The following is an 18,757-nucleotide window of genomic DNA, read 5'->3' as shown; positions in this document are numbered from 1 at the left end:
GCTCTAGAGTGCGGAGGTGGCGTCGTACAGCATGGGGCAGGCCGCGCGGCTGCTCGGGGTGAGTTCGGAGACCGTTCGCCGGTGGGCGGACGGGGGCAGGCTGGGCATGGAGCGCGACGGGTCCGGACACCGGGTGATCACGGGCGTCGACCTGGCCCGGTTCGCCCAGGAGCGGGGCGCCGGGCTGCACGCCGTCCCCGAGGACGGTGTGTCGACCTCGGTGCGGAACTCCTTCGTGGGGATCGTGACCGCGGTACGGGTCGACGACGTGGCCGCGCAGGTGGAGGTGCAGTCGGGGCCCCACCGGCTGGTGTCCCTGGTGACCCGCGAGGCCGTCGAGGAACTCGCGCTCGACGTCGGCGTCACGGTCACGGCCCGGGTGAAGTCGACCAGCGTCCATATCGACCTGCCCTGAACCGGGTCCGGCGGGGAGAGGGGCAGGCGGGGCCTCAGCGGTACAGGCGGGGCCTCAGCGGCAGAGGAGCGCCGCGCGCAGGTCCACCCGGTCGTCGAGGCGGGAGAGATCGCGGCCGGTGAGGGCCTCGATCCGTTCGACCCGGTAGTGGACCGTGTTGACGTGGACGTGCAGGGCCTCGGCGGTCCGTGCCCAGGAGCAGTCGTGCCCCAGGAAGACCTCCAGGGTCTCCAGGAGCATGCCCCCCGACCCCCGTCCCGCCTTCGACAGCGGGCCCAGGACGGTCTCGCGGAAGACGGCGCGCACGGAGGCGGGGACACCGGCGAGGAGTACGGCCAGCCCGCCGAGGTCGCTGAGCCGGGCGACCCGGGGCGACCGCGGCGACCGCGGTGACCGCGGTGACATGGCGCGGGCCCCGGCGAGAGCGTAACGGGCCTGCGTCAGCGCGGTGTTCAGGGCGGAGGCGTCGACCGGGTCGCTCAGGCCGACATGCCAGGTGCTCTCCGGCCGGCAGGACCGGATCAACTGCGCGACCTCACGAAGCCGTTCGAGCACGGCACTGCTCGCGTCCCCTGTGTGTGCGGCCCCCGCGCGCGCGTTCCCCGCGCGCGCATCCCCCTCGTGCGCGGCGCCCGCCCGCGCCTCGCCCCCGGTCCCGGTCCCGTCGCCCTCGTACGCGAGAACGGCCACCGCCTCGCCCCCGTCGCCCGCCGCCACGGCGAACGCGGCGGACGGGAGATGGCCGAGCGCCTCGGTGAGCGCGGCCACGCCGTCATCCACGCCATCGGCCCCGCCATGCTCCCCGGCGCGGTCCCCGTCCGGGCGCAGCGTCGCCGCCAGGACCGTGTAGGAGGACCGGCCGGCCAGTCCGCAGGAGGCCAGCGCCCGCTGGAGACGGCCGGTGTCCGCGCGTGGGCCGCCGACGGCCTCCAGCAGCCGCGCGGCGGCGGGGCCGCGACCCGCCCGGCTCCGGTCCTCGCGGCGCCGGTGGCGGCCCAGGAGTTCGCCTATCTCCTGGAGGACCCTCGGCGGGACCCGGCCCTCCTCGGGCAGGTGCAGATACCAGGTGTCGAAGGCGGTGCCGTCCGCCTCGATCCGCAGCGTCGTGCCCCGCGCGCCGGTCAGGGCTTCCCGCGCCTCCCGCGCCCCGAGCGCCGTGGTGTCGCCGGTGCGGGCGACGGTCCGGCCCGTCGCGGTGAGGAGGTGGCAGGCGGGCGTGCCGAGGTGGGCGAAGGCCCGGTCGAGCAGGTCACCGGCCGTCGCGCCGTGTTCCAGCGCGCGGTCGAGGTCGACGCGGACGTTCTCCGGCAGCTTGTGGTGCCCGGCGGGGTGGCGGCTGAGCTCTCCCCACTGGCGCAGGTACACGGCCTCGGTGACGGCCCGGAAGCTGGTGCGCGGGGGCACCGCGATGAGGGCGATGCGGTGTCTGCGGCACGCGTCGACGAGCGGTGGCCTTCAACGCGCAGTGGTTCCGCATCGCCGTCGACCCCAGCTCCGGGGAGCTCCGCATCCTGCGCAGCGTCCACGCGGCCGACGCCGGCAAGGTCATGAACCCCATGCAGTGCCGGGGCCAGGTCGAGGGCGGCGTCGCGCAGGCGCTCGGCGCCACCCTCTTCGAGACCGTGCGGACCGACGAACGCGGCGAGGTCACCACGGCCGCCTTCCGCCGCTACCGGCTTCCGCAGTACGCGGACGTGCCGCGCACCGAGGTGCACTTCACCGAGACCGGCGACGCCATCGGCCCCCTCGGCGCCAAGTCCATGAGCGAGAGCCCCTTCAACCCGGTCGCCCCCGCCCTCGCCAACGCCCTGCGGGACGCCACGGGCATCCGCTTCACCGAGCTGCCGGTGACCCGCGACCGCGTCTGGCTCGCCCTCGACCGCCAGGCGGGAAGCACCGGTCACCGGGCCGGGCGATGGTGAGGACATCAGTCATGCGGATCGGGCGTCACCGGGGCGCCGCCGCCCGGCGACGAGCCCCGGTAGCGAGCCCGGGTGACGAGCCCCGCTGACGGGGCCGCGGGGTGCCCGCCTCGTCGCTTCCTCCGAAGGGCCTCTCATTCGCGATGGAGGGTCCCACGACTTTGTTGCAAGTGAGAGCGGAACCGGCCTACGGTGTCGCATATGCAGTCCTACACCATCGGGCAGGCCGCGCGGCTCCTGGGCGTCAGCCCGGACACGGCGCGGCGCTGGGCGGACGCGGGCCGGGTCGCGACCCACCGCGACGAGAGCGGTCGGCGCGTCATCGACGGCAAGTCCCTCGCCGCGTTCTCCGTGGAGATCGCGCAGAGCGACGACGACGGCGACGCCTCGTACACCTCGGCCCGCAACGCGTTCCCCGGGATCGTCACGGCGATCAAGCTCGGTGACATCGCGGCCCAGGTCACCATCCAGGCCGGCCCGCACCGGCTGGTCTCCCTCCTCACCCGGGAGGCCGTGGAGGAACTCGGACTGGAAGTCGGCATGCAGGCCACCGCCCGCGTGAAGTCGACCAGCGTGCACATCGACCGCACCTGACCACCCCTCACGCAGTACGCACCACGCGGAACGCACCGCGTCCCGCGCGCCCCGGCCGTCGGCGCGGCCGGCCTGTTCCCTCAACCACCGTTCCTCATCCAGGAGTTCAGACCCTCATGTCCTTCACCCCCGCCAGACGCCGTACCGCCGCCACCGTGCTCACCGCCGCCCTGCTCGTGCCGCTCGCCGCCTGTGCGAGCGACGACACCACGAAGGACGCCGGCGGATCCACCGCGACCGGCTCCACCAGCGCCGCGCCCCCGGCGAACCTGACCGTCCTCGCGGCCGCCTCGCTCACCGACGTCTTCAAGACGGCGGCCACCGCGTACGAGAAGGCGAACCCCGGCACCAAGCTGACGTTCTCCTTCGCCGGCTCGCAGGAACTCGTCGCCCAGGTCTCCCAGGGTTCGCCCGCCGACGTCCTGGTCACCGCCGACACCAAGAGCATGGACAAGGTGAAGGCCGACACCGACACCCCGGCGATCATCGCGAAGAACCGGCTCGTCATCGCCACCGGCGAGGGCAACCCGCACAAGGTCGACGACCTCAAGGACCTCGCCGACCCCAAGCTGAAGGTCGTCCTCGCGGCCCCCGAGGTGCCCGCCGGCAAGTACAGCGAGCAGATCCTGGACGCCCAGAAGATCACGGTGAAGCCGGTCTCCCAGGAGCCCAACGTCCGCGCCGTGCTCAGCAAGGTCGAACTGGGCGAGGCCGACGCCGGCCTCGTCTACAAGACGGACGCGGAGAGCGCGCAGGACAAGGTCGACGCCGTCACCATCCCCGACGACCAGAACGCCATCGCCGAATACCCGGCCGCCTCCCTGAAGGACTCCAGAAACGCCGAGGCCGCCGCCGCGTTCGTCGCCTGGCTGTCCTCGCCCGAGGGGCAGAAGATCCTTCAGGACGCCGGCTTCCAGAAGCCGTAAGCGTCCGGATCTCCCAGACGGGAGGGGCTGCCCGCACCGGGGGACCGGGCAGCCCCTCCGCCCCTCGTCCACACCTCTTCGGGATCTTCGATGAAACGAGCAGGCGTACGAACCCCGGGCGCCCGCCCGCCCCTCGCCCTGGCTCTGCCCGCGCTCCTGGCGGTGGCCTTCCTGGCCCTCCCGCTGATCGGCATCCTCGTCCGCACCGAGTGGAGCGAACTCGCCGGGCACCTCCGCTCACCCGGCACCGTCCAGGCGCTGAAGCTGTCGCTCCTCGTCTCCTTCTGGGCGCTCGGACTCTCCCTGCTCCTCGGCGTCCCACTGGCCTGGCTGCTCGCCCGGGTGCCGTTCCCCGGCAAGGCGTTCGTCCGCTCGCTGGTGCTGCTGCCCATGGTGCTGCCACCGACCGTCGGGGGCGTGGCGCTGCTCCTCGCCTTCGGCCGCCGCGGACTCCTCGGCCCCTGGCTGGAGGGCACCTTCGGCCTCACCCTGCCGTTCCACACCTCGGGCGCGGTGATCGCGGCGACCTTCGTCGCCATGCCCTTCCTCGTCATCAGCCTGGAGGGCGCGCTCGGCGGACTGCGCCCCCGGTACGAGGAGACCGCGGCCTCCCTCGGCGCCTCACCGGTCCGGGTGTTCTTCACCGTCACCCTGCCCATGGTGGCGCCCGGTGTCCTCGCCGGAGCGGCGCTCACCTGGGCCCGTGCGCTGGGCGAGTTCGGCGCCACCATCACCTTCGCCGGCAACCTGCCCGGCTCCACCCAGACCCTGCCGCTCCAGGTCTATCTGCTCCTCCAGGACGAACCGGAGGCGGCGACCTCCGTCTCCCTGCTGCTCCTCGCCATCGCCATGGGCGTACTCGTGGCGCTGCGGGGGCGCTGGACGGGCACGCCGAGCGAACGCGCACGCGCCGCCGCCACCGGCACCGCCGCCGACTCCGTCCCGGACGCCATGGACCCGGCCGTCGTCGAACCCCTGGACCGGGCCGTCCCCGCCGCCCCGTCCGGCGAACGCTGGTCCCTCCACGCCGAGGTCACCGGGTTCACCCGTCTCGACCTGGCGGCCGAACCGGGCACCACCATCGCCGTCGTGGGACCGAACGGCGCCGGGAAGACCACCCTGCTGCGTGCCCTCCTCGGCCTCACCCCCCGCGCCCACGCGAAGCTCCGGCTCGGCGGCACGGACGTCACCGCGCTGCCCCCGCACCGCCGCCGTGTCGCCTGGGTCCCGCAGGACGGCGCGCTCTTCCCGCATCTGACCGCCCTCGCCAACACCGCCTACGGGCTCCGCGCCCAGGGCGTCCACCGCGCGGAGGCCCGCCGCGACGCGCAGGCATGGCTCGACCGCCTCGGCGTCGGGCACCTGGGGCACCGCAAGCCGCCGCAGCTCTCCGGCGGCCAGGCCCAGCGGGTCGCCCTCGCGCGCGCCCTCGCCGCCCGCCCCCGTCTCCTGGTCCTGGACGAACCGCTCGCCGCTCTCGACCAGACCACCCGCGCCCATGTCCGCCACACCCTGCGCACCCACCTGGCCGGCTTCGGCGGCGTCTGCCTCATCGTCACCCACGACCCCGTCGAGGCCGTCTCGCTGGCCGACCGTGTCCTCGTCCTCCAGGACGGCCGCGCCCTCCAGGACGCCGCCCCGGCCGAGGTCACCCGGCACCCCCGCTCCCCGTGGGTGGCCCGGATGCTGGGCCGCAACGCCTGGCCCGGCACCGCCACCCCCGACGGCGTCGCCCTGGACGGGGGCGGCACCCTCGTCGCAGCCGAGCCCCCGCCGCCCGGCACCCCGGCCCTCGCGATCGTCGCCCCGGAAGCGGTGTCACTGCACCGCGAGCGGCCCACCGGCAGCCCCCGCAACGTCTGGCCGGGCACCGTACGCGAGATCACCGCCAGCGGCAGCCGCCTCCGCGTCCTCGTGACCTCCGACGCCGCGCCCGACCTCGTCGCCGAGATCACCCCCCAGGCCGTCGCCGAACTCGGCCTGGCGGACGGGGTGTCCGTCTGGACGGGCATCAAGGCGACCGAGACCACGGTCGTCCCGCTCTGACCTCCGGCCCGTGTCGGCGCCGGGGCCTGCCGGACCGGCATCAGTCCAGCCAGTCCAGAGGGTCGGGCGCCGGCTCGTTGTCCTCGTTCAGCGTGGTGACCGAGACCGGAAGCCCCAGTGACGCCAACTGCGCGGTCGACTCCGGTGGCAAGGTCAACCGGGTACGGCTCAGCACCACTCCCGCGATGGCGATCTGGGCGCTGTATCCCCGCTCCGTCAGACTGCGCAGACCGTCGAGCACCGGGGTCACGAGGGACACCATCGCGGCGATCTGGCGGTCCGGCCGATCCGAGAAGCCGGAGTCGAAGGTGCACGACCACCATCCCGGTCCCGCGTGGATCACAGCCGACTCGTGGCTGTCCGCGCCCGGAGCGATGCCCAGCGTCCTGCGGACCAGGTCGGCGTCGAGATCGGCCGCGGTCACGGCGAGAGAGGTGGTGACGGAGTCCCAGGAGCGGGGAGCCGTCCTCTGGTCCGGTTCGTTCGGCATGTCGGTCATCGCGGTATCGGTCATCGCTCGTTCAGGCTCGGAGAAAGGACGAGGGGAATACCCAGGCGGGCCATGCGGTCCATCTCAGTGGGGGAGAAGACGATCTCTGAATCGTTGTCCGCGTAACCATGGATCGTCACGCTGGCCTCGACGCCTTCACGGAGAATTTCCCGGAGCGGGCCGAGACACGATTCGGCGGCGGACAGGACTTCGTCCAGTTGCTCCCGCAGGCTCCTTGCCGATCGCTCGCTGTTCTCGAATCCCCAGTACCCACTGGTGTCTCCCGGATTCCATCGACGGGGCCCTGGGCGCAGCGCGCCGGTCGGCTGCAGACCGAGGCGGCGTGTGACGTCGTCGGGGTCGAGCTCGGGGCTGCTGAGGACGAGTTCCACCCGAGTGAGAACCCAGGTATAACCTGCATTGGCCGTCATCGTGAATCTCCGTCGTGCTTCCGGGCGGAAGCAACCTTACAGGTGCTCCCGGCATGCCGCCCAGTGCACGTTTCCCATGTTTTCGGTGAGCAGTTCATCAAGATTCGTCTTTCTGGCGACGGTCGTTGAATTCTCGTACACGGTGAATCCGCCCGGGCCTTTGGCCTCGGGGGGTGCGAGGGTGTAGTTGGGTATGCGGTCTCCGGCGTGAAATGTCTCGACCCAGCCCCCACTCGGATAGGAGCCGCCCTCCACCGCGACGCCGTTGAGACCGGGGATTCTCCCCTCGTCCGGTATGTAGAACTTGATCGTGGTCCCCTCCGGTACGACGACTTCACCTGCGGCCCGATGCAGATAGCCATGGCCTGCCAGCACGGTCTCGCCGTCCGGGCGTCCGCCACCCAGTACCCGGGTCGCGTAGTAGCGACCGTCGTCGTCCGGCCACTTGCGGGAGATGATCTCCGGTTTGCTCTCCATGACGGCACGCTTGATGTCCTCGGGGGAGGGCATTTCTCCCCCCGTTCCCCGGCTCGTCAGGTTGTCCAGCGCGCCCTTGCCGGGCGGGCCGTCGAGACCATGCCGCATGCTGGCGCGCAGACCGCCGCGCAGCGCTCCGGCGCCTTTGGTCCCCACGAGTTCGGGGACCAGACGGCCGAGGAACTCGGAGGGGTCCCCCTTCGCGGCGTCCCAGGCGTTCTTGAGGGCGCGATCGGGATTGGCGACGGTGGTGGCAAGGCCGGCAAGCGTCATGTTGACGCCCTTGTAGTACTCGGCGGGGTGCGTGAGGTTGTAGACGTCGAGCGGATTCAGCGCGCGGACGAAGTTCACCAGTCCCGCGGTGCCCTTGATGATGCCGCCACCGAAGTGGGCCAGTTCGACGCCCTGACCCATGCCCCAGTCCATCAACTCGAGCTTGGCCTTCTCCCTGCCCGTGGGTTCCTGGGGCGCGTGCGCCATCGCCGCCCTGACCGCGCCCTTCGCTAGATCCGCCGCTTCGTTCCGCGCCTTGCGGGCGTCCGCCAGGATCTCCCGTGCCTGGGAGCGCTTGGAGGCGCCGGGGTCGGAGAACTTTCCTGGATGCGGCAGCGGGCTGTCACCGTTGCGTGCCGCGTTGTAGGCGTCGACCTTCTTGTTGTAGTTGTCGACGGCGGCCTTCGAATCCTTCTCGCCCTCCTTGTACAGGGCGACTGCCTCCCGTGCCTTGCCCTGTGCGCTGACCACGGCCTTGGAGTAGGTCTCCAGGGCTTTGGCCGCGTCCTCGAAAGCGTCCGCGGCCCGCAGCCAGTCAGTGGGGAGGGGAGCGAATTTCTTCCGGAAGGTGTCGGCGGCCTCTCCCTTCCACGCACTCGGGTCGAGCTTCTTCATCCCGCCACCGACGAGGTCGAAGGCCCGCTGGAAGTCCCTCAGGTTCTTGACGGCAGCGGCAATCTGGTCCGGTTTCCCGTGGACGAGTTCATTGGCTTCCTCGGTCTGTCCGAGTTGCTGTTCCCCGACCTCGGCGCCGAGTGAGGAGGCCGTCTCGTCCCCCCCAGTCCTCCACCGCCTCGGCGACGCCGTCGTAGCCGTAGTGGCGCAGGCCCTGGCCGGCCTTGTCGGTAGCCCAGTCGACGCCCTCGCCGACGACTTCCTTGCCTTTGTCGATGCCGCTGTCGACCGTGTCGACGACCTTGTCGAACCCTTTGCCCGCGAGGTCGCCGATGACTCCGAAGTCAGGCATCAGCGGCTCTCTCCCCAGCGGGGCTGCTCAGCCTGGTCGATGGTCGCCTGGTCGGGATCGAAGACTTCCTTGAGCTCCTCGTCCATGCGGTCACGCACCGCCGGGTCGATCAGTCCGGAGCGCTCCATGGAGTCCAGTTGCGCGTCCATGACGTCGTAGCCGGTGTTCTTCCAGGTCTGCTTGACGTCTTCGTGCGCCTGGGAGAACGATTCCCCGCTCCAGTCGGCGTTGTCCCACGCGCGGGGTGTTCTTCCAGGTCTGCTTGACGTCTTCGTGCGCCTGGGAGAACGATTCCCCGCTCCAGTCGGCGTTGTCCCACGCGCGCTGGTCCCAGATCGTCTCCCAGCTCATCTGCTTGACCTCGTCCTCGGACAGGTGCGGATTGCCGTTGAGTGCGTTCACACCGACCTTGATGGAGTCCTTGACGTACCGCTCCTGCTCGGCATAGGAGCCCGCTGACAGTCCGACTCCCTGGGCGAAGACGTTCCCTTTCAGGGTCAGCGCCCGCACCCCCCACTCCCAGCGGTTGCAGAAGGTCTCGAACTCCGCCGCCAGGCCGCTGTGGCCCAGCTCCAGCCCCGACAGGGCGAGATCGGAGAAGCCACGACCGACCGACGCTTCGCCGATCATGCCGAGATCCTTCAACTCCGCGTGCGCCAGGTCGATCCCGTTGGCGATCTCCACCAGTGCCCAAGTGGGGGCATCCAGTATCGGTTCGTCCCCGCTCATCCCGGCCGTCCGAGGTCGACCGCCACGGCGTCGGGCACGATGCCCGCCACCGGCGGGAACACCATGCCGTCATCGCTGCCCGCGTCGAGCGCGACGCCTGCCGGGCCCGGAAGGAGCGGCACCATCTCGTCGAGCAGCCGTGCGCCGAGAATCGTCTGGTAGACCCACTCCCGAGAGGCGCCGTTCTGAACGCGGGCGAAACGAGCCAGCGCTGCCTCGTCGGTGAACGCGCAGATCCATCGCACACCGCCGAAGTCCGCGGTCCACAGGCTGTCCTGGTCGTCGAACGGCACCAGGACCGCTGCTCCCCTGAAGTCCTCCAGCAACTGAGCAACCCTCATCTGCGCCAGAGCGAGTTCCGTCATCGGCGGCGCGGGAGGAGCGGCGGGCCCTTCGCTGTCCGCGGGTGGTGCGGCATGCTGATTCAGTTCGGCCAGTCGGGAGACCGGTCGCGGCCTGGCCTTCTCATCCCCGTTGTCGATCACAGGCGCATGCTGCCACCGTCGCGTTCCCTCCTGCAACGTTGAAGGCCGGGCATCCGGTGCACGACGCCCTGTCGTGGCCGCCGGAGTGACGGTGATCATGGACGCCGTTCGAAGGCTTGTGCCGTCGTCACGACGGGACCCGGAAGGTCGGAGAAGCCCGCCCGCGACGGTCGTCCACAACCGGGGACCGCCGTCCCCGGACACGTGACTCGTCACAAGGAACGGAAGCCGCCCTTGACCTGCAAAAACGCAGGCGGGGGAGCCGAGGTTCAGGAGTAGACCGATGCTGCGCACCATGTTCAAGTCGAAGATCTAGCGTTTGGGTGTTTTCGCAGTTCAGAGGCTTGATGGACCCGCTCGAGTCAGCAAGCGGTCAGCATCGGGCGCGGGAGCGTCCCAGCTTGCTGTCCAGGTGGCCGCCATGACGGGGACCTGGACACAGGGGCCTGGTTCCCGCTTGGGACGCTCGCTGCGTTATTTCGACAGCTCGTCCGCGGCGGTGGGTACTGACCTCGATCGCGCCGGTGTCCTTCCCGCCCACGTGCCGCCGACATGGACCTCGGCTTCGCCACCGTCGTCACTTCCGACAGAGAGACCGAAGCCGCAGCCGATTCCACCGCGGCGGCCCTCCGCGTGACCTGCTGTGTCATGATCACCTGCGCCCGCAGGCGGGCGGGTCCCGGGTCTGCAGGGCAGCCGATTGCCGCGCCACCTGGGGCCTGCGCGGGTAGTCGACGGTGCGCTGAGCGCCCTGGCGGAGATGTCCGAGGGAAGGGCGGGCGCCCGACCCGCACGACAGGGGATCCCCGTATCCGCCGTGCAGCCGCCTCCCAGCAGCGATACTGGATGCATGGACACGACGACCACCGCCCCTCGCGCCGAGGTCCTGCGGGACCGCTACCGCAGCCGACTGCCCGAGTGCTTGCAGGAGCTGGCCGGCCCCGTCGAGGGCAACGTGGACCTGCCGCTCCACATCGTCTGGTCCGGGCGGACGAGCTACAGCCTGGACCGTCCGAAGTCCCGCATGACGCTCTACCGGACCGTCCTCGCCGAAGGACTGAGTGAGGACCTGGTGGCTCTCCTGCACCACCGGCTGCTCACCGAGCAGTGGCCCGTGCTGCGGCGCTTGATCAGTCCCTACATCCGCGAGGTCTGGGAGGACGCCTTCCCCGAGCTGCTTTGTACCGCGTCGGCCGACATGACCGCCGCGTGAAGCTCACTCCGCTCCACGAGCGTCTCCTCGCCGACATCCTCGACCTCGGTTCCCCCTACCCTCCGGTCCTCGACGACGTGATCGGCACGAAGGTCCGTGCCCTCGCCGACCGCGGCACCGTCCGCGACCTCATCGATGTCCAGGCTGCCTCCCGCCACCGCTCCACCGCCGACCTCGAATCCCTGGGCCGCCGTCGCGCCCACGACGAGTTCAGCCTCGAAGACCTCCGCGACCGGCTGATCGGCGCCGACTGGTACGAGGATGAGGACTACACCGCGTACGGGCTCACCGCCCGGCAGATCGAAGAACTCAAAGCGTGGGCGCTGGCGTGGGTGGAGGATCTGGGCGCGCGGATCCATGACGAGAACGCCTGAGAGGCGGTCGTCGCGTCCATCCCCTCTGCCGCCGTTGCAACGAGAGGATGCGGTGTAGCCAGCAGGCTCCAACCCGGAGCCATCCATGGTGGTGGCTGCCATGCACGGCGGATGTGCAGGTCGGCCGAGCGTACCTCCAGTGGACTCAGGGCGAAACCGGGGTGCGGTGACGGTCACATACTGCATCCCGCTCCCACTCCAAGGGCCGGTCCAGGTCCCGACGGTGGAACTCCGTAACGGCCGGCTCGAAGAACCGGACGGCTTCCGGCTTGCTGACCCGCTGCTCGCATTCACGGCGGTTCGGCTCGTGGAAGCTGAACACCGTCATGCCTGTCCGCGTCCGTCAGCCGCGAGCGGCCCACCGGCAGCCCCCGCAACGTCTGGCCGGGCACCGTACGCGAGATCACCGCCAGCGGCAGCCGCCTCCGCGTCCTCGTGACCTCCGACGCCGCGCCCGACCTCGTCGCCGAGATCACCCCCCCAGGCCGCCGCCGAACTCGGCCTCGCGGACGGGGTGTCCGTCTGGACGGGCATCAAGGCGACCGAGACCACGGTCGTCCCGCTCTGACCTCCGCCACCCGGCCTCAGGCCCAGGGCAGCAGTACCGGCGCGGGACTCCCGTCCCGCCAGCCGGGCCCGAGCGCGGCCAGCGCGTCCCCGATCGCGGCGCCGCGCAGGAAGGCGGCGCGATGCCCCGCCGCGATCCGGCACCCGTCGTCGGTCCATGAGACGGGCACGAGGCGTGTGCCGCCGGGCGCGCCCTTGGCCTCGCCGTGCACGGGGAGGCGGGGTAGCCGGGGGAGCGGGCGGCCGGAAAGACCGGCGAGGAGGGGGCCGAGAAGGGTCCGGGCCGAGACCAGAGCCGCGTACGGATTGCCCGGCAGCCCCACCACCCAGCGGCGTGAGCCGAGTTCGCCGAGTTCGCCGGGTTCGGCGAGTTCGGCGAGCAGCATGGGGTGGCCGGGACGGCAGGCGACCGTGTCGACGACCGTCCGGGCCCCGCCGTCCGCGAGGAGGCCCCGCAGTTGGTCGGTGGCACCGACCGAGGTGGAGCCGGTGACCACGACGACATCGGCGGCCTCGCCGTGAGCACGGACCGCACGGACCGCACGGGCCAGTTCGCCGTGCGGGTGGTCGGGCACATGGCGCAACGCGACCGTCTCACCGCCCAGTTCGGCGACGAGAGAGGGAAGGAGAGGCCCGAGCGCGTCGCGCACCCGCCCCGGTTCCGGGACGCCCGAGTGGTCCAGCTCGTCGCCGGTGACCAGCACGGCGACGCGGGGCCGGGGCCGTACCGGCAGGGTGTCGTGGCCCGCGGCGGCCGCCAGTCCCAGGAGCGCCGGACCGATGCGGGTACCGGCCGGGGCGAGACAGACGCCGGCTGCCGCGTCCTCGCCGGTACGCCGGATGTGGCGGCCCTCCGCCGGTGCGGTGCCGAACACCCGCCCACCGGTGCTCCTCGCGACTTCGACCGGTACGACCGCGTCCGCGCCGGGCGGGACGAGGGACCCCGTGGAGATGCGCACGCACTCCCCCGACCCGAGAACCCCCTGCCAGGCCGTGCCCGCACAAGCGGTTCCGCGGACGGTCCAGGGCGGGGGACCGGACACGGTGTACCCGTCCATCGCCGCCGTGTCGAAGGCCGGCTGGGGGCGGAGGGAGCGGAGGTCGCCGGCGAGCGTGAGCCCGGCGGCGTCGTGCAGGGGTACGCGGCGCGGGGGAGCGGGCCGCGCGGCGCGGTGCGCGCGCATGCGGGCCGCGGCCCAGGGAACCGCCCGCCCGGTTTCCGTGGTGGACGGGGGCGGTGCGGTCACGGCGGCGGTGGGCACGGCAGACATGGCGCCACCCTCCGCCGCCGGTGTTTCGGGCCCCGGCCGGCCTCATGTCAACGGCGCGCCGATCGACTCACAGGCCGTGCGCGCCGACCGTGAGCCGCTGCCCCCTGGCCCCGCGCCGACCGTGAGCCGCTGCCCCTGGCCCCGCGCCGGCCGTGAGCCGCGTCCGGGGACCGGCTCCTGCCCGGGACCGGACGATCAGGCGGTGGCGAGGGCGATCTCCGTGGACTTGATCAGCGCCACGACGGAGGCGCCGGCGGCCAGGCCGAGGTCCTCCACGGCCTCCTTGGTGATCGCGGCGGTCAGCTCGCCGCCCTCGACGGACACCTTCACCGACCCCATCGCGGCACCGGTCGCGACCTCCGTGACGGAGCCCGGAAGCTGGTTGCGGATCGACACGCCCTCGACCGGGCCGGTCGCGAGGGCCACCTCGGTGGACTTCACCAACGCCCTGACGGCGGTGCCCTCGGCCAGCCCCAGATCCTTCACGGCGTCCGCGGTGATCGCGGCGGTGATGTCCTGACCGCCGTCCAGGCGCACCTTCACCGAGGCCATGGCCTCACCGGTGGTGACGGCGGTGACGGTACCGGGGAGCTGGTTACGGATGGACAGGCTCATACGACACGCCTCACAAGTACCGGGATGCGCAACGTCACTTCTGTGACCTGCGTCGACTCTCACCGACGCTACCGGAACGGCGAACGCGCGCCGGGGCCCGCGTCTCCTCCACCAGCCGAACGGACGCATCGGGCCTGCTCATCGGGCCCGCCCGATCCGCCCGTCCCGCGTCGGTCCAGCCAGTCCAGAGGGTCGGTCGCCGGCTCGTTGTCCTCGTTCAGCGTGGTGACGGAGACCGGAAGCCCTGGGTCGATTCCGGTGGCAAGGTCAACCGGGTACGGCTCAGCACCACTCCCGCGATGGCGATCTGAGCGCTGTATCCCCGCTTCGTCAGACTGCGCAGACGGTCGAGCACCGGGGTCACGAGGGACACCATCGCGGCGATCTGGCGATCTGGCGGTCCGGCCGATCCGAGAAGCCGGAGTCGAAGGTGCACGACCACCATCCCCGCCCTCGCCGGGCGGGCCGTCGAGACCATGCCGCATGCCGGCGCGCGGCCCGCCCGCGCAGTGCTCCGGCGCCCTTGGTCCCCAGGAGTTCGGGGACCAGGCGGCCGAGGAACTCCGAGGGCCCCCTTCGCGGCCTCCCAGGCGTTTCCGAACCCTCGGCGAGGACCAGGGCGGACGGCCGAGGCGCGAGCCGGGTAGTGCCGGGGTGCCCGGATCGGACGCCGGCAGGGCCCGCGACAGCGGTCCGGCCGATTTGACTCCGCGGCCGGTTCTGCCACCGTGGGAGTGTCATGTCCCACGCATCCCGCGGCTCCGTCCGCACAGGTGCCGCCGGGAACCTGGCACCGAACGGCCACCCCGTTCTCGCTGCCCGGTTCACCGTCCCCGGCGTGTCCGGGACATACATCCGCAGGCCCCGCGCGACCGACTGCCTCACTCGGGCCATGGCGGGCCCCGACCGCCTGGTGCTGGTCAACGGGCCGGCGGGGGCGGGCAAGACCTGGCTGGTCGCCGACTGGGCGGGCCGAGCGGCGCCCCCCGCCGGCCGGGTGGTGTGGCTGACGGCCGAGTCCGGGGACAACGCTCCGGGCATCTTCTGGGCCTACGTCCTGGCGGCCCTGCGGCACCAGGGGGTGGCCCTTCCCGAAGGCGTCGCCGGTCCCGCCGGCCCCGGCGCGGTGGACGACTCGCTTCTGTCGCGGCTCGCGGCACATCTGAACGCCCGGAGAGAGCCGGTGATCCTCGTTCTCGACGACTTCGAGCGGGTGGCCGCGCCCGAGATCGCCGACGGGTTGCAGTTCGTCCTCCACCACGCCGGCCAGGGACTGCGCCTGCTCCTCGTCAGCCGTACCGAGCCGCTGCTTCCCCTCCACCGGTACCGCGCCTCCGGTGAACTGACCGAGATCCGAGCCGCCGACCTGGCGTTCCTTCCCGGTGAGACGGCCGCTCTGGCGCGCCGGCACGGCCTGTCCCTGTCGGACGAGGCCGCCCGGACGCTGACGGAACGCACCGGGGGATGGGCCGCGGGGCTACGGCTGTGCATTCACGCTGCGCAGCGGACAGACGACCCGGAGCGCTTCCTGAAGGAGTTCGAGACGGGGGATAGCACGATCGCGGACTTCCTGCTGTCCGAGGTGCTGGAGACCCAGTCCCGTGTGAGCCAGGACCTGCTGCTGCGGACCAGCATCTGCGAGCGGGTCCATCCCGGCCTGGCGAACGCCCTCACCGGCCGGGACGACGCTGCTCTCGTTCTCGCGGAGCTGCAGCGCTCGAACGCGTTCGTCGAGCCGGCGGGCCACTCCTGGTACCGGATGCACCCGCTGTTCTCCGAGACTCTCCGGGCCCGCCTGCGCACGGCACACCCTGGGCTGGAGCGGGAACTGCACAGCATGGCCGCCCGCTGGCTGAGCGGTGCCGGGCTGCTTACGACGGCCCTGCCGCATGCCGCCGACGCGGGCGACTGGACGTACGCCGCGGACCGGCTCGTCGACGAGCTGGCGATCGGGCAGCTCCTCACGGGCCCGGACGCGGACCGTCTGCGCGAACTGTTCACCGCGATGGCACCGGACACGCAGGGTCCCGCCGCCGATCTGGTCCGTGCCGCCTGCGAACTGGCCCGGCAGGACACCGACCGGGGGCTGGCGTCCCTGGACCGTGCCGAGGCCCACCTGCCTGCGGCCGATACGGAGCAGGCGTCGGCCGCCCACCTGAGCTGTGCGCTGCTACGGGTGCTGGCCGGACACCTGCTCGGCTCGGTGGACATGGCCGAGAGCGCTGCCCGGCGGGCGGAGGAACTCGGCGGGCGGGAGGACCTCTCGGAGCGGCTGGAGGCGCATCCGGAGATCCGCGGGCTGTGGCTGGCCGCCCTGGGATCGGCCCGGCTGTGGGCGGGCCGCTTCGGCTCGGCACGATCGGCACTGGCGGCCGCGGTGGACGCGTCCGACGGCCCCTCCACGGCCCTCTCGCGGCACGACTCCCTCGACCGCCTCGCCCTGATCGACTTCCTGGACGGATGGCCGGACCGTGCCGAGGGCCGTGCGCGGCAGGCGATCGTCGAGGCGGAGCGGTCCGGCGTGCGGCCCCCGGCCCGCACGTCGCTCGGGCGCCTGGTGCTGGCGTCCGTGGACATCGAACGCGACGATCTCTCCTCCGCCCGGACGCACGTCGACCGGGCCGTCCCGCCGTCACCCGCCCACGGAGACCCGGTCGGCGTCTTCTGGCTGGCCGTCACGCGCTCACGGCTGCTGCTCGCCGGGGGCCATGCGGCCGAGGCCCTGCGCGTGCTCGACGACCTGCGGGAGACACCGTCCACCGCGAAGCCCCCACCCTGGGTGGACGGGCAGGTGGCACTGGCCGCGGCCGCCGGACACCTGGCCCGAGGGCAACCGTCGGCAGCGGTCGGGGTGCTGGCCGGACGTCAGCAAGTGGGACCGGAGTACGCGATCGCCGCCGCTCACGCCCTCCTGGCGGCGGGCGACGAGGAGGCGGCCCGTCTTCTGGTCGACACCCTGCCCGGCCCCAACGGCCACGGCCCGGGTCTCACCGTCCGGACCCTGCTGGTGCGGGCCGAGCTCGCCCGCATCCTGGGGGACGAGGCCACGGCCCGGCACCTGGTCGCCCGGGCCCTGTCCGTCGCGCGGCCCCAGCGCCTGAGACGTCCCTTTCTGGAGGCCGGCGCCTGGCTCCGGGGAACGCTCGACCACCTGCCCGCGACGGGGCAGACTCTCGGCTGGCTTCCGGAGGGTCTGCTACCGGAGACGCAGACCTCGCACTCCGGCGAGCCGGCCCCCGCTCCCGTGACCGATCCGCTCACACACCGTGAACGTGAGGTCCTGGAGCTACTGGCGGAGCTGAGGTCGACGCAGGAGATCGCCGGCGAACTGCTGCTGTCCGTCAACACGGTCAAGACCCACTTGAGGAACATCTACCGCAAACTCGGGGTGGTCCGTCGGGGCGAAGCCGTGCGCCGGGCCCGGGCACTCCGTCTGCTGTGAGGAACACGGGGGACGGAGGCCACCCGGTCAGGTCGACGCACGGCTCCGCGGCCGGGTCGCCTCGACCGGCTTCCCGTGGCAGCGGGCCCACTTGCGTCCGCCCCCGCACGGGCAGGGCGCGTTGTGCGGCCGGTGCGCGTCGGCGTCCGCGTACTCGCGCATGATCAGTGCGGGAGCCAGCCCCCGGCGCAACAGTCCGGCCATGGTGCGCATCGGGCGGTCGACGTGGTGGAAGAACGCCTTGAAGCCCGCGCAGAGGTGGTTGAGGCCCGGCTCGCCGGCCGGCGTGGCGTCGAAACGGTCCTTGGGACAACCGCCGTGACAGGCGAAGCGGACGTCGCAGTCGAGACAGTACCGGGGCAGGGTGTCGCGCTTGTCCCGGCCGAACTTCCGCTGCTGCGGTGAGGCGACCAGCTCCAGCATGTGCCGGTCCCCGATGTTGCCGAGCAGGTGGTCGGGCTCGACGAAGTGGTCGCAGGAGTAGAGGTCCCCGTTGTGCTCCAGCGCGAGGGCGCCGCCGCAGGTCTCGGAGTGCACGCACAGGGACGGCGGTTCGCCGTACCAGTTGGCCAGGGCCACGTCGAACATCTGGACGTACACCCGGCCGACGTCGTGCCGCACCCAGTCCTCGAAGACCTCGACGAGGAAGCGACCGTACTGCTCCGCCGTGACGGACCGGTCGGTCACGCGGTCCCCCTCCTGCCGGTACAGGGGCCGGTCCCCGGCGCGGACGCCCCAGCCGTCGTTCGCCAGCGGCAGTGCGCGCGCGGTGGCACGCTCCACGATCGGGATGAACTGCATGTGCGCGGCGCCGCAGACGTCGCGCAGAAACGCGTAGACCTCGCGGCCGTGACGGGCGTTCACGTCGTGCAGCGTGGCCAGCGCGTTCCACCGCACACCGTGCTCGCGCAGGTGCGTCAGCCCGCTCATCACCCGGTCGAAGGTGGGCTTGCCGCCCTTGTCGACCCGGTAGGCGTCGTGCAACTCGCGGGGACCGTCGATGGACAGGCCGACGAGGAAGCCGTTGTCACGGAAGAAGCGGGCCCATTCGGCGTCGACGAGCGTGCCGTTGGTCTGGATGGTGTTGACGATGCGCTGCCCGGGACGGGCGTACCGCCGCTCGTACTCGACCGACCGGCGGAAGAAGTCGAGCCCCATGAGTGTCGGTTCACCGCCCTGCCATGCCACCGTGACCTCGGGCGCCGGGCCGTGTGCCTCGATCAGCTGCCGGATGTAGGCGTCGAGCAGTTCGTCCGCCATCCGGAACCTGCTGCCCTCGTAGAGCAGCTCCTTGGACAGGAAGAAGCAGTAGGTGCAGTCCAGGTTGCAGATCGCCCCCGCCGGCTTGGCCAGCAGATGGAACGGCCGGCGCCGGACAGTCGGATCGGGCAGCTCCACAGTGCTCATCGGCTCAGGATGGGACACCCGCCCGCCTGCCCGCGTCACCCGGCACGGGTGACGCGGTCAGGTTCCCTCGTACGCCCCCTCCCGGCCCGGACGGCGCGGTACCCGCGCCGGCC

General features: G+C 72.0%; 16 protein-coding genes and 4 pseudogenes. 9 read left to right on the top strand and 11 right to left on the bottom strand.

Going from position 1 to position 18,757, the window contains the following annotated elements; genetic code table 11:
- Positions 1 to 16: 16 nt before the first annotated feature.
- Positions 17 to 415 (top strand): helix-turn-helix transcriptional regulator, encoded by a 399-nt coding sequence (locus ABZ457_RS15755; protein ID WP_359158076.1) that lies wholly within the window; start codon positions 17 to 19, stop codon positions 413 to 415.
- A gap of 54 nt (positions 416 to 469) precedes the next feature.
- Here ABZ457_RS15755 and ABZ457_RS15750 read toward each other — a convergent pair whose 3' ends face one another.
- Positions 470 to 1,819, bottom strand: a complete 1,350-nt coding sequence (locus ABZ457_RS15750; RefSeq protein ID WP_359158075.1) for a helix-turn-helix domain-containing protein — start codon at positions 1,817 to 1,819, stop codon at positions 470 to 472.
- A 38-nt stretch (positions 1,820 to 1,857) separates the two neighbouring features.
- Here ABZ457_RS15750 and ABZ457_RS15745 point away from each other — a divergent pair.
- The 4 genes and pseudogenes from ABZ457_RS15745 to ABZ457_RS15730 all read left to right on the top strand — a co-directional run.
- Positions 1,858 to 2,337, top strand: a pseudogene (locus ABZ457_RS15745) (molybdopterin cofactor-binding domain-containing protein); the annotation flags it as partial.
- A 201-nt stretch (positions 2,338 to 2,538) separates the two neighbouring features.
- Positions 2,539 to 2,931 carry a helix-turn-helix transcriptional regulator gene (locus tag ABZ457_RS15740; protein WP_359158073.1) on the top strand — a complete coding sequence of 131 codons (393 nt, stop codon included), beginning with the start codon at positions 2,539 to 2,541 and terminating at the stop codon, positions 2,929 to 2,931.
- A gap of 116 nt (positions 2,932 to 3,047) precedes the next feature.
- Positions 3,048 to 3,857: a molybdate ABC transporter substrate-binding protein gene (gene modA, locus ABZ457_RS15735; protein ID WP_359158071.1), complete on the top strand. Its 810-nt coding sequence runs from the start codon at positions 3,048 to 3,050 to the stop codon at positions 3,855 to 3,857.
- Positions 3,858 to 3,947: 90 nt separating this feature from the next.
- Positions 3,948 to 5,903: an ABC transporter permease gene (locus ABZ457_RS15730; RefSeq protein ID WP_359158070.1), complete on the top strand. Its 1,956-nt coding sequence runs from the start codon at positions 3,948 to 3,950 to the stop codon at positions 5,901 to 5,903.
- A 40-nt stretch (positions 5,904 to 5,943) separates the two neighbouring features.
- Here the strand turns inward: ABZ457_RS15730 and ABZ457_RS15725 are convergent, their stop codons facing one another.
- The 7 genes and pseudogenes from ABZ457_RS15725 to ABZ457_RS15695 all read right to left on the bottom strand — a co-directional run bounded on the left by ABZ457_RS15725 (position 5,944) and on the right by ABZ457_RS15695 (position 9,755).
- Entirely contained in the window at positions 5,944 to 6,417 is a 474-nt protein-coding gene (locus tag ABZ457_RS15725) for a hypothetical protein (protein WP_359158068.1), read from the bottom strand.
- The gene (locus ABZ457_RS15720; RefSeq protein WP_359158067.1) at positions 6,414 to 6,824 is read right to left on the bottom strand and encodes a DUF4279 domain-containing protein; all 411 of its coding nucleotides are present in this window, start codon (positions 6,822 to 6,824) and stop codon (positions 6,414 to 6,416) included. The genes ABZ457_RS15725 and ABZ457_RS15720 overlap by 4 nt, the downstream gene beginning before the upstream one ends.
- Before the next feature lie 36 nt (positions 6,825 to 6,860).
- Positions 6,861 to 7,301: a putative adhesin gene (locus tag ABZ457_RS15715; RefSeq protein WP_359158090.1), complete on the bottom strand. Its 441-nt coding sequence runs from the start codon at positions 7,299 to 7,301 to the stop codon at positions 6,861 to 6,863.
- 516 nt (positions 7,302 to 7,817) lie between these two features.
- A pseudogene (locus ABZ457_RS15710) lies at positions 7,818 to 8,300 on the bottom strand (putative T7SS-secreted protein); the annotation flags it as partial.
- On the bottom strand, positions 8,278 to 8,541 hold the full coding sequence (locus ABZ457_RS15705; protein WP_359158066.1) for a putative T7SS-secreted protein: 264 nt from the start codon (positions 8,539 to 8,541) through the stop codon (positions 8,278 to 8,280). The gene ABZ457_RS15705 and the pseudogene ABZ457_RS15710, both read right to left, overlap by 23 nt.
- Positions 8,541 to 9,270 (bottom strand): annotated as a pseudogene (locus ABZ457_RS15700) (hypothetical protein). Before ABZ457_RS15700 ends, ABZ457_RS15705 begins: the two are co-directional and overlap by 1 nt.
- Positions 9,267 to 9,755: an SseB family protein gene (locus ABZ457_RS15695; protein WP_359158064.1), complete on the bottom strand. Its 489-nt coding sequence runs from the start codon at positions 9,753 to 9,755 to the stop codon at positions 9,267 to 9,269. Before ABZ457_RS15695 ends, ABZ457_RS15700 begins: the two are co-directional and overlap by 4 nt.
- Before the next feature lie 850 nt (positions 9,756 to 10,605).
- On the opposite strand from ABZ457_RS15695, the gene ABZ457_RS15690 reads away from it, so the two are divergent.
- The 3 genes and pseudogenes from ABZ457_RS15690 to ABZ457_RS15680 form a co-directional block, all read left to right on the top strand.
- Positions 10,606 to 10,968 carry a hypothetical protein gene (locus ABZ457_RS15690; protein ID WP_359158062.1) on the top strand — a complete coding sequence of 121 codons (363 nt, stop codon included), beginning with the start codon at positions 10,606 to 10,608 and terminating at the stop codon, positions 10,966 to 10,968.
- A complete protein-coding gene (locus ABZ457_RS15685) occupies positions 10,965 to 11,342 on the top strand; it encodes a nucleotidyl transferase AbiEii/AbiGii toxin family protein (protein WP_359158060.1) in 378 nt (125 codons plus the stop codon). The genes ABZ457_RS15690 and ABZ457_RS15685 overlap by 4 nt, the downstream gene beginning before the upstream one ends.
- Positions 11,343 to 11,681: 339 nt before the next feature.
- Positions 11,682 to 11,910 (top strand): annotated as a pseudogene (locus ABZ457_RS15680) (TOBE domain-containing protein); the annotation flags it as partial.
- Between the two features lie 16 nt (positions 11,911 to 11,926).
- On the opposite strand, the gene ABZ457_RS15675 reads toward ABZ457_RS15680, so the two are convergent.
- Both ABZ457_RS15675 and ABZ457_RS15670 read right to left on the bottom strand, forming a co-directional pair.
- Positions 11,927 to 13,180, bottom strand: coding sequence for a molybdopterin molybdotransferase MoeA (locus tag ABZ457_RS15675; protein ID WP_359158059.1), 1,254 nt, complete (start codon positions 13,178 to 13,180; stop codon positions 11,927 to 11,929).
- A gap of 195 nt (positions 13,181 to 13,375) precedes the next feature.
- Positions 13,376 to 13,795, bottom strand: a complete 420-nt coding sequence (locus tag ABZ457_RS15670; protein ID WP_359158058.1) for a TOBE domain-containing protein — start codon at positions 13,793 to 13,795, stop codon at positions 13,376 to 13,378.
- 838 nt (positions 13,796 to 14,633) lie between these two features.
- On the opposite strand from ABZ457_RS15670, the gene ABZ457_RS15665 reads away from it, so the two are divergent.
- Positions 14,634 to 17,237: a LuxR C-terminal-related transcriptional regulator gene (locus tag ABZ457_RS15665; RefSeq protein WP_359158057.1), complete on the top strand. Its 2,604-nt coding sequence runs from the start codon at positions 14,634 to 14,636 to the stop codon at positions 17,235 to 17,237.
- A gap of 27 nt (positions 17,238 to 17,264) precedes the next feature.
- Here the strand turns inward: ABZ457_RS15665 and ABZ457_RS15660 are convergent, their stop codons facing one another.
- Positions 17,265 to 18,644: an anaerobic sulfatase maturase gene (locus tag ABZ457_RS15660; protein ID WP_359158055.1), complete on the bottom strand. Its 1,380-nt coding sequence runs from the start codon at positions 18,642 to 18,644 to the stop codon at positions 17,265 to 17,267.
- Positions 18,645 to 18,757 lie beyond the last annotated feature (113 nt).

It is taken from the genome of Streptomyces sp. NPDC005805 (assembly GCF_040630445.1).
Taxonomy (GTDB): domain Bacteria; phylum Actinomycetota; class Actinomycetes; order Streptomycetales; family Streptomycetaceae; genus Streptomyces.
This window is presented reverse-complemented; position numbering and strand designations above follow the sequence as displayed.

Coding starts and splice junctions, on each gene's coding strand:
- ABZ457_RS15720 (WP_359158067.1), bottom strand. CDS start 6,824: ATGACGGCCAATGCAGGTTATACCTGGGTTCTCACTCGGGTGGAACTC.
- ABZ457_RS15660 (WP_359158055.1), bottom strand. CDS start 18,644: ATGAGCACTGTGGAGCTGCCCGATCCGACTGTCCGGCGCCGGCCGTTC.
- ABZ457_RS15690 (WP_359158062.1), top strand. CDS start 10,606: ATGGACACGACGACCACCGCCCCTCGCGCCGAGGTCCTGCGGGACCGC.
- ABZ457_RS15730 (WP_359158070.1), top strand. CDS start 3,948: ATGAAACGAGCAGGCGTACGAACCCCGGGCGCCCGCCCGCCCCTCGCC.
- ABZ457_RS15740 (WP_359158073.1), top strand. CDS start 2,539: ATGCAGTCCTACACCATCGGGCAGGCCGCGCGGCTCCTGGGCGTCAGC.
- ABZ457_RS15715 (WP_359158090.1), bottom strand. CDS start 7,301: ATGGAGAGCAAACCGGAGATCATCTCCCGCAAGTGGCCGGACGACGAC.
- ABZ457_RS15705 (WP_359158066.1), bottom strand. CDS start 8,541: ATGCCTGACTTCGGAGTCATCGGCGACCTCGCGGGCAAAGGGTTCGAC.
- ABZ457_RS15675 (WP_359158059.1), bottom strand. CDS start 13,180: ATGTCTGCCGTGCCCACCGCCGCCGTGACCGCACCGCCCCCGTCCACC.
- modA (WP_359158071.1), top strand. CDS start 3,048: ATGTCCTTCACCCCCGCCAGACGCCGTACCGCCGCCACCGTGCTCACC.
- ABZ457_RS15725 (WP_359158068.1), bottom strand. CDS start 6,417: ATGACCGATACCGCGATGACCGACATGCCGAACGAACCGGACCAGAGG.
- ABZ457_RS15670 (WP_359158058.1), bottom strand. CDS start 13,795: ATGAGCCTGTCCATCCGTAACCAGCTCCCCGGTACCGTCACCGCCGTC.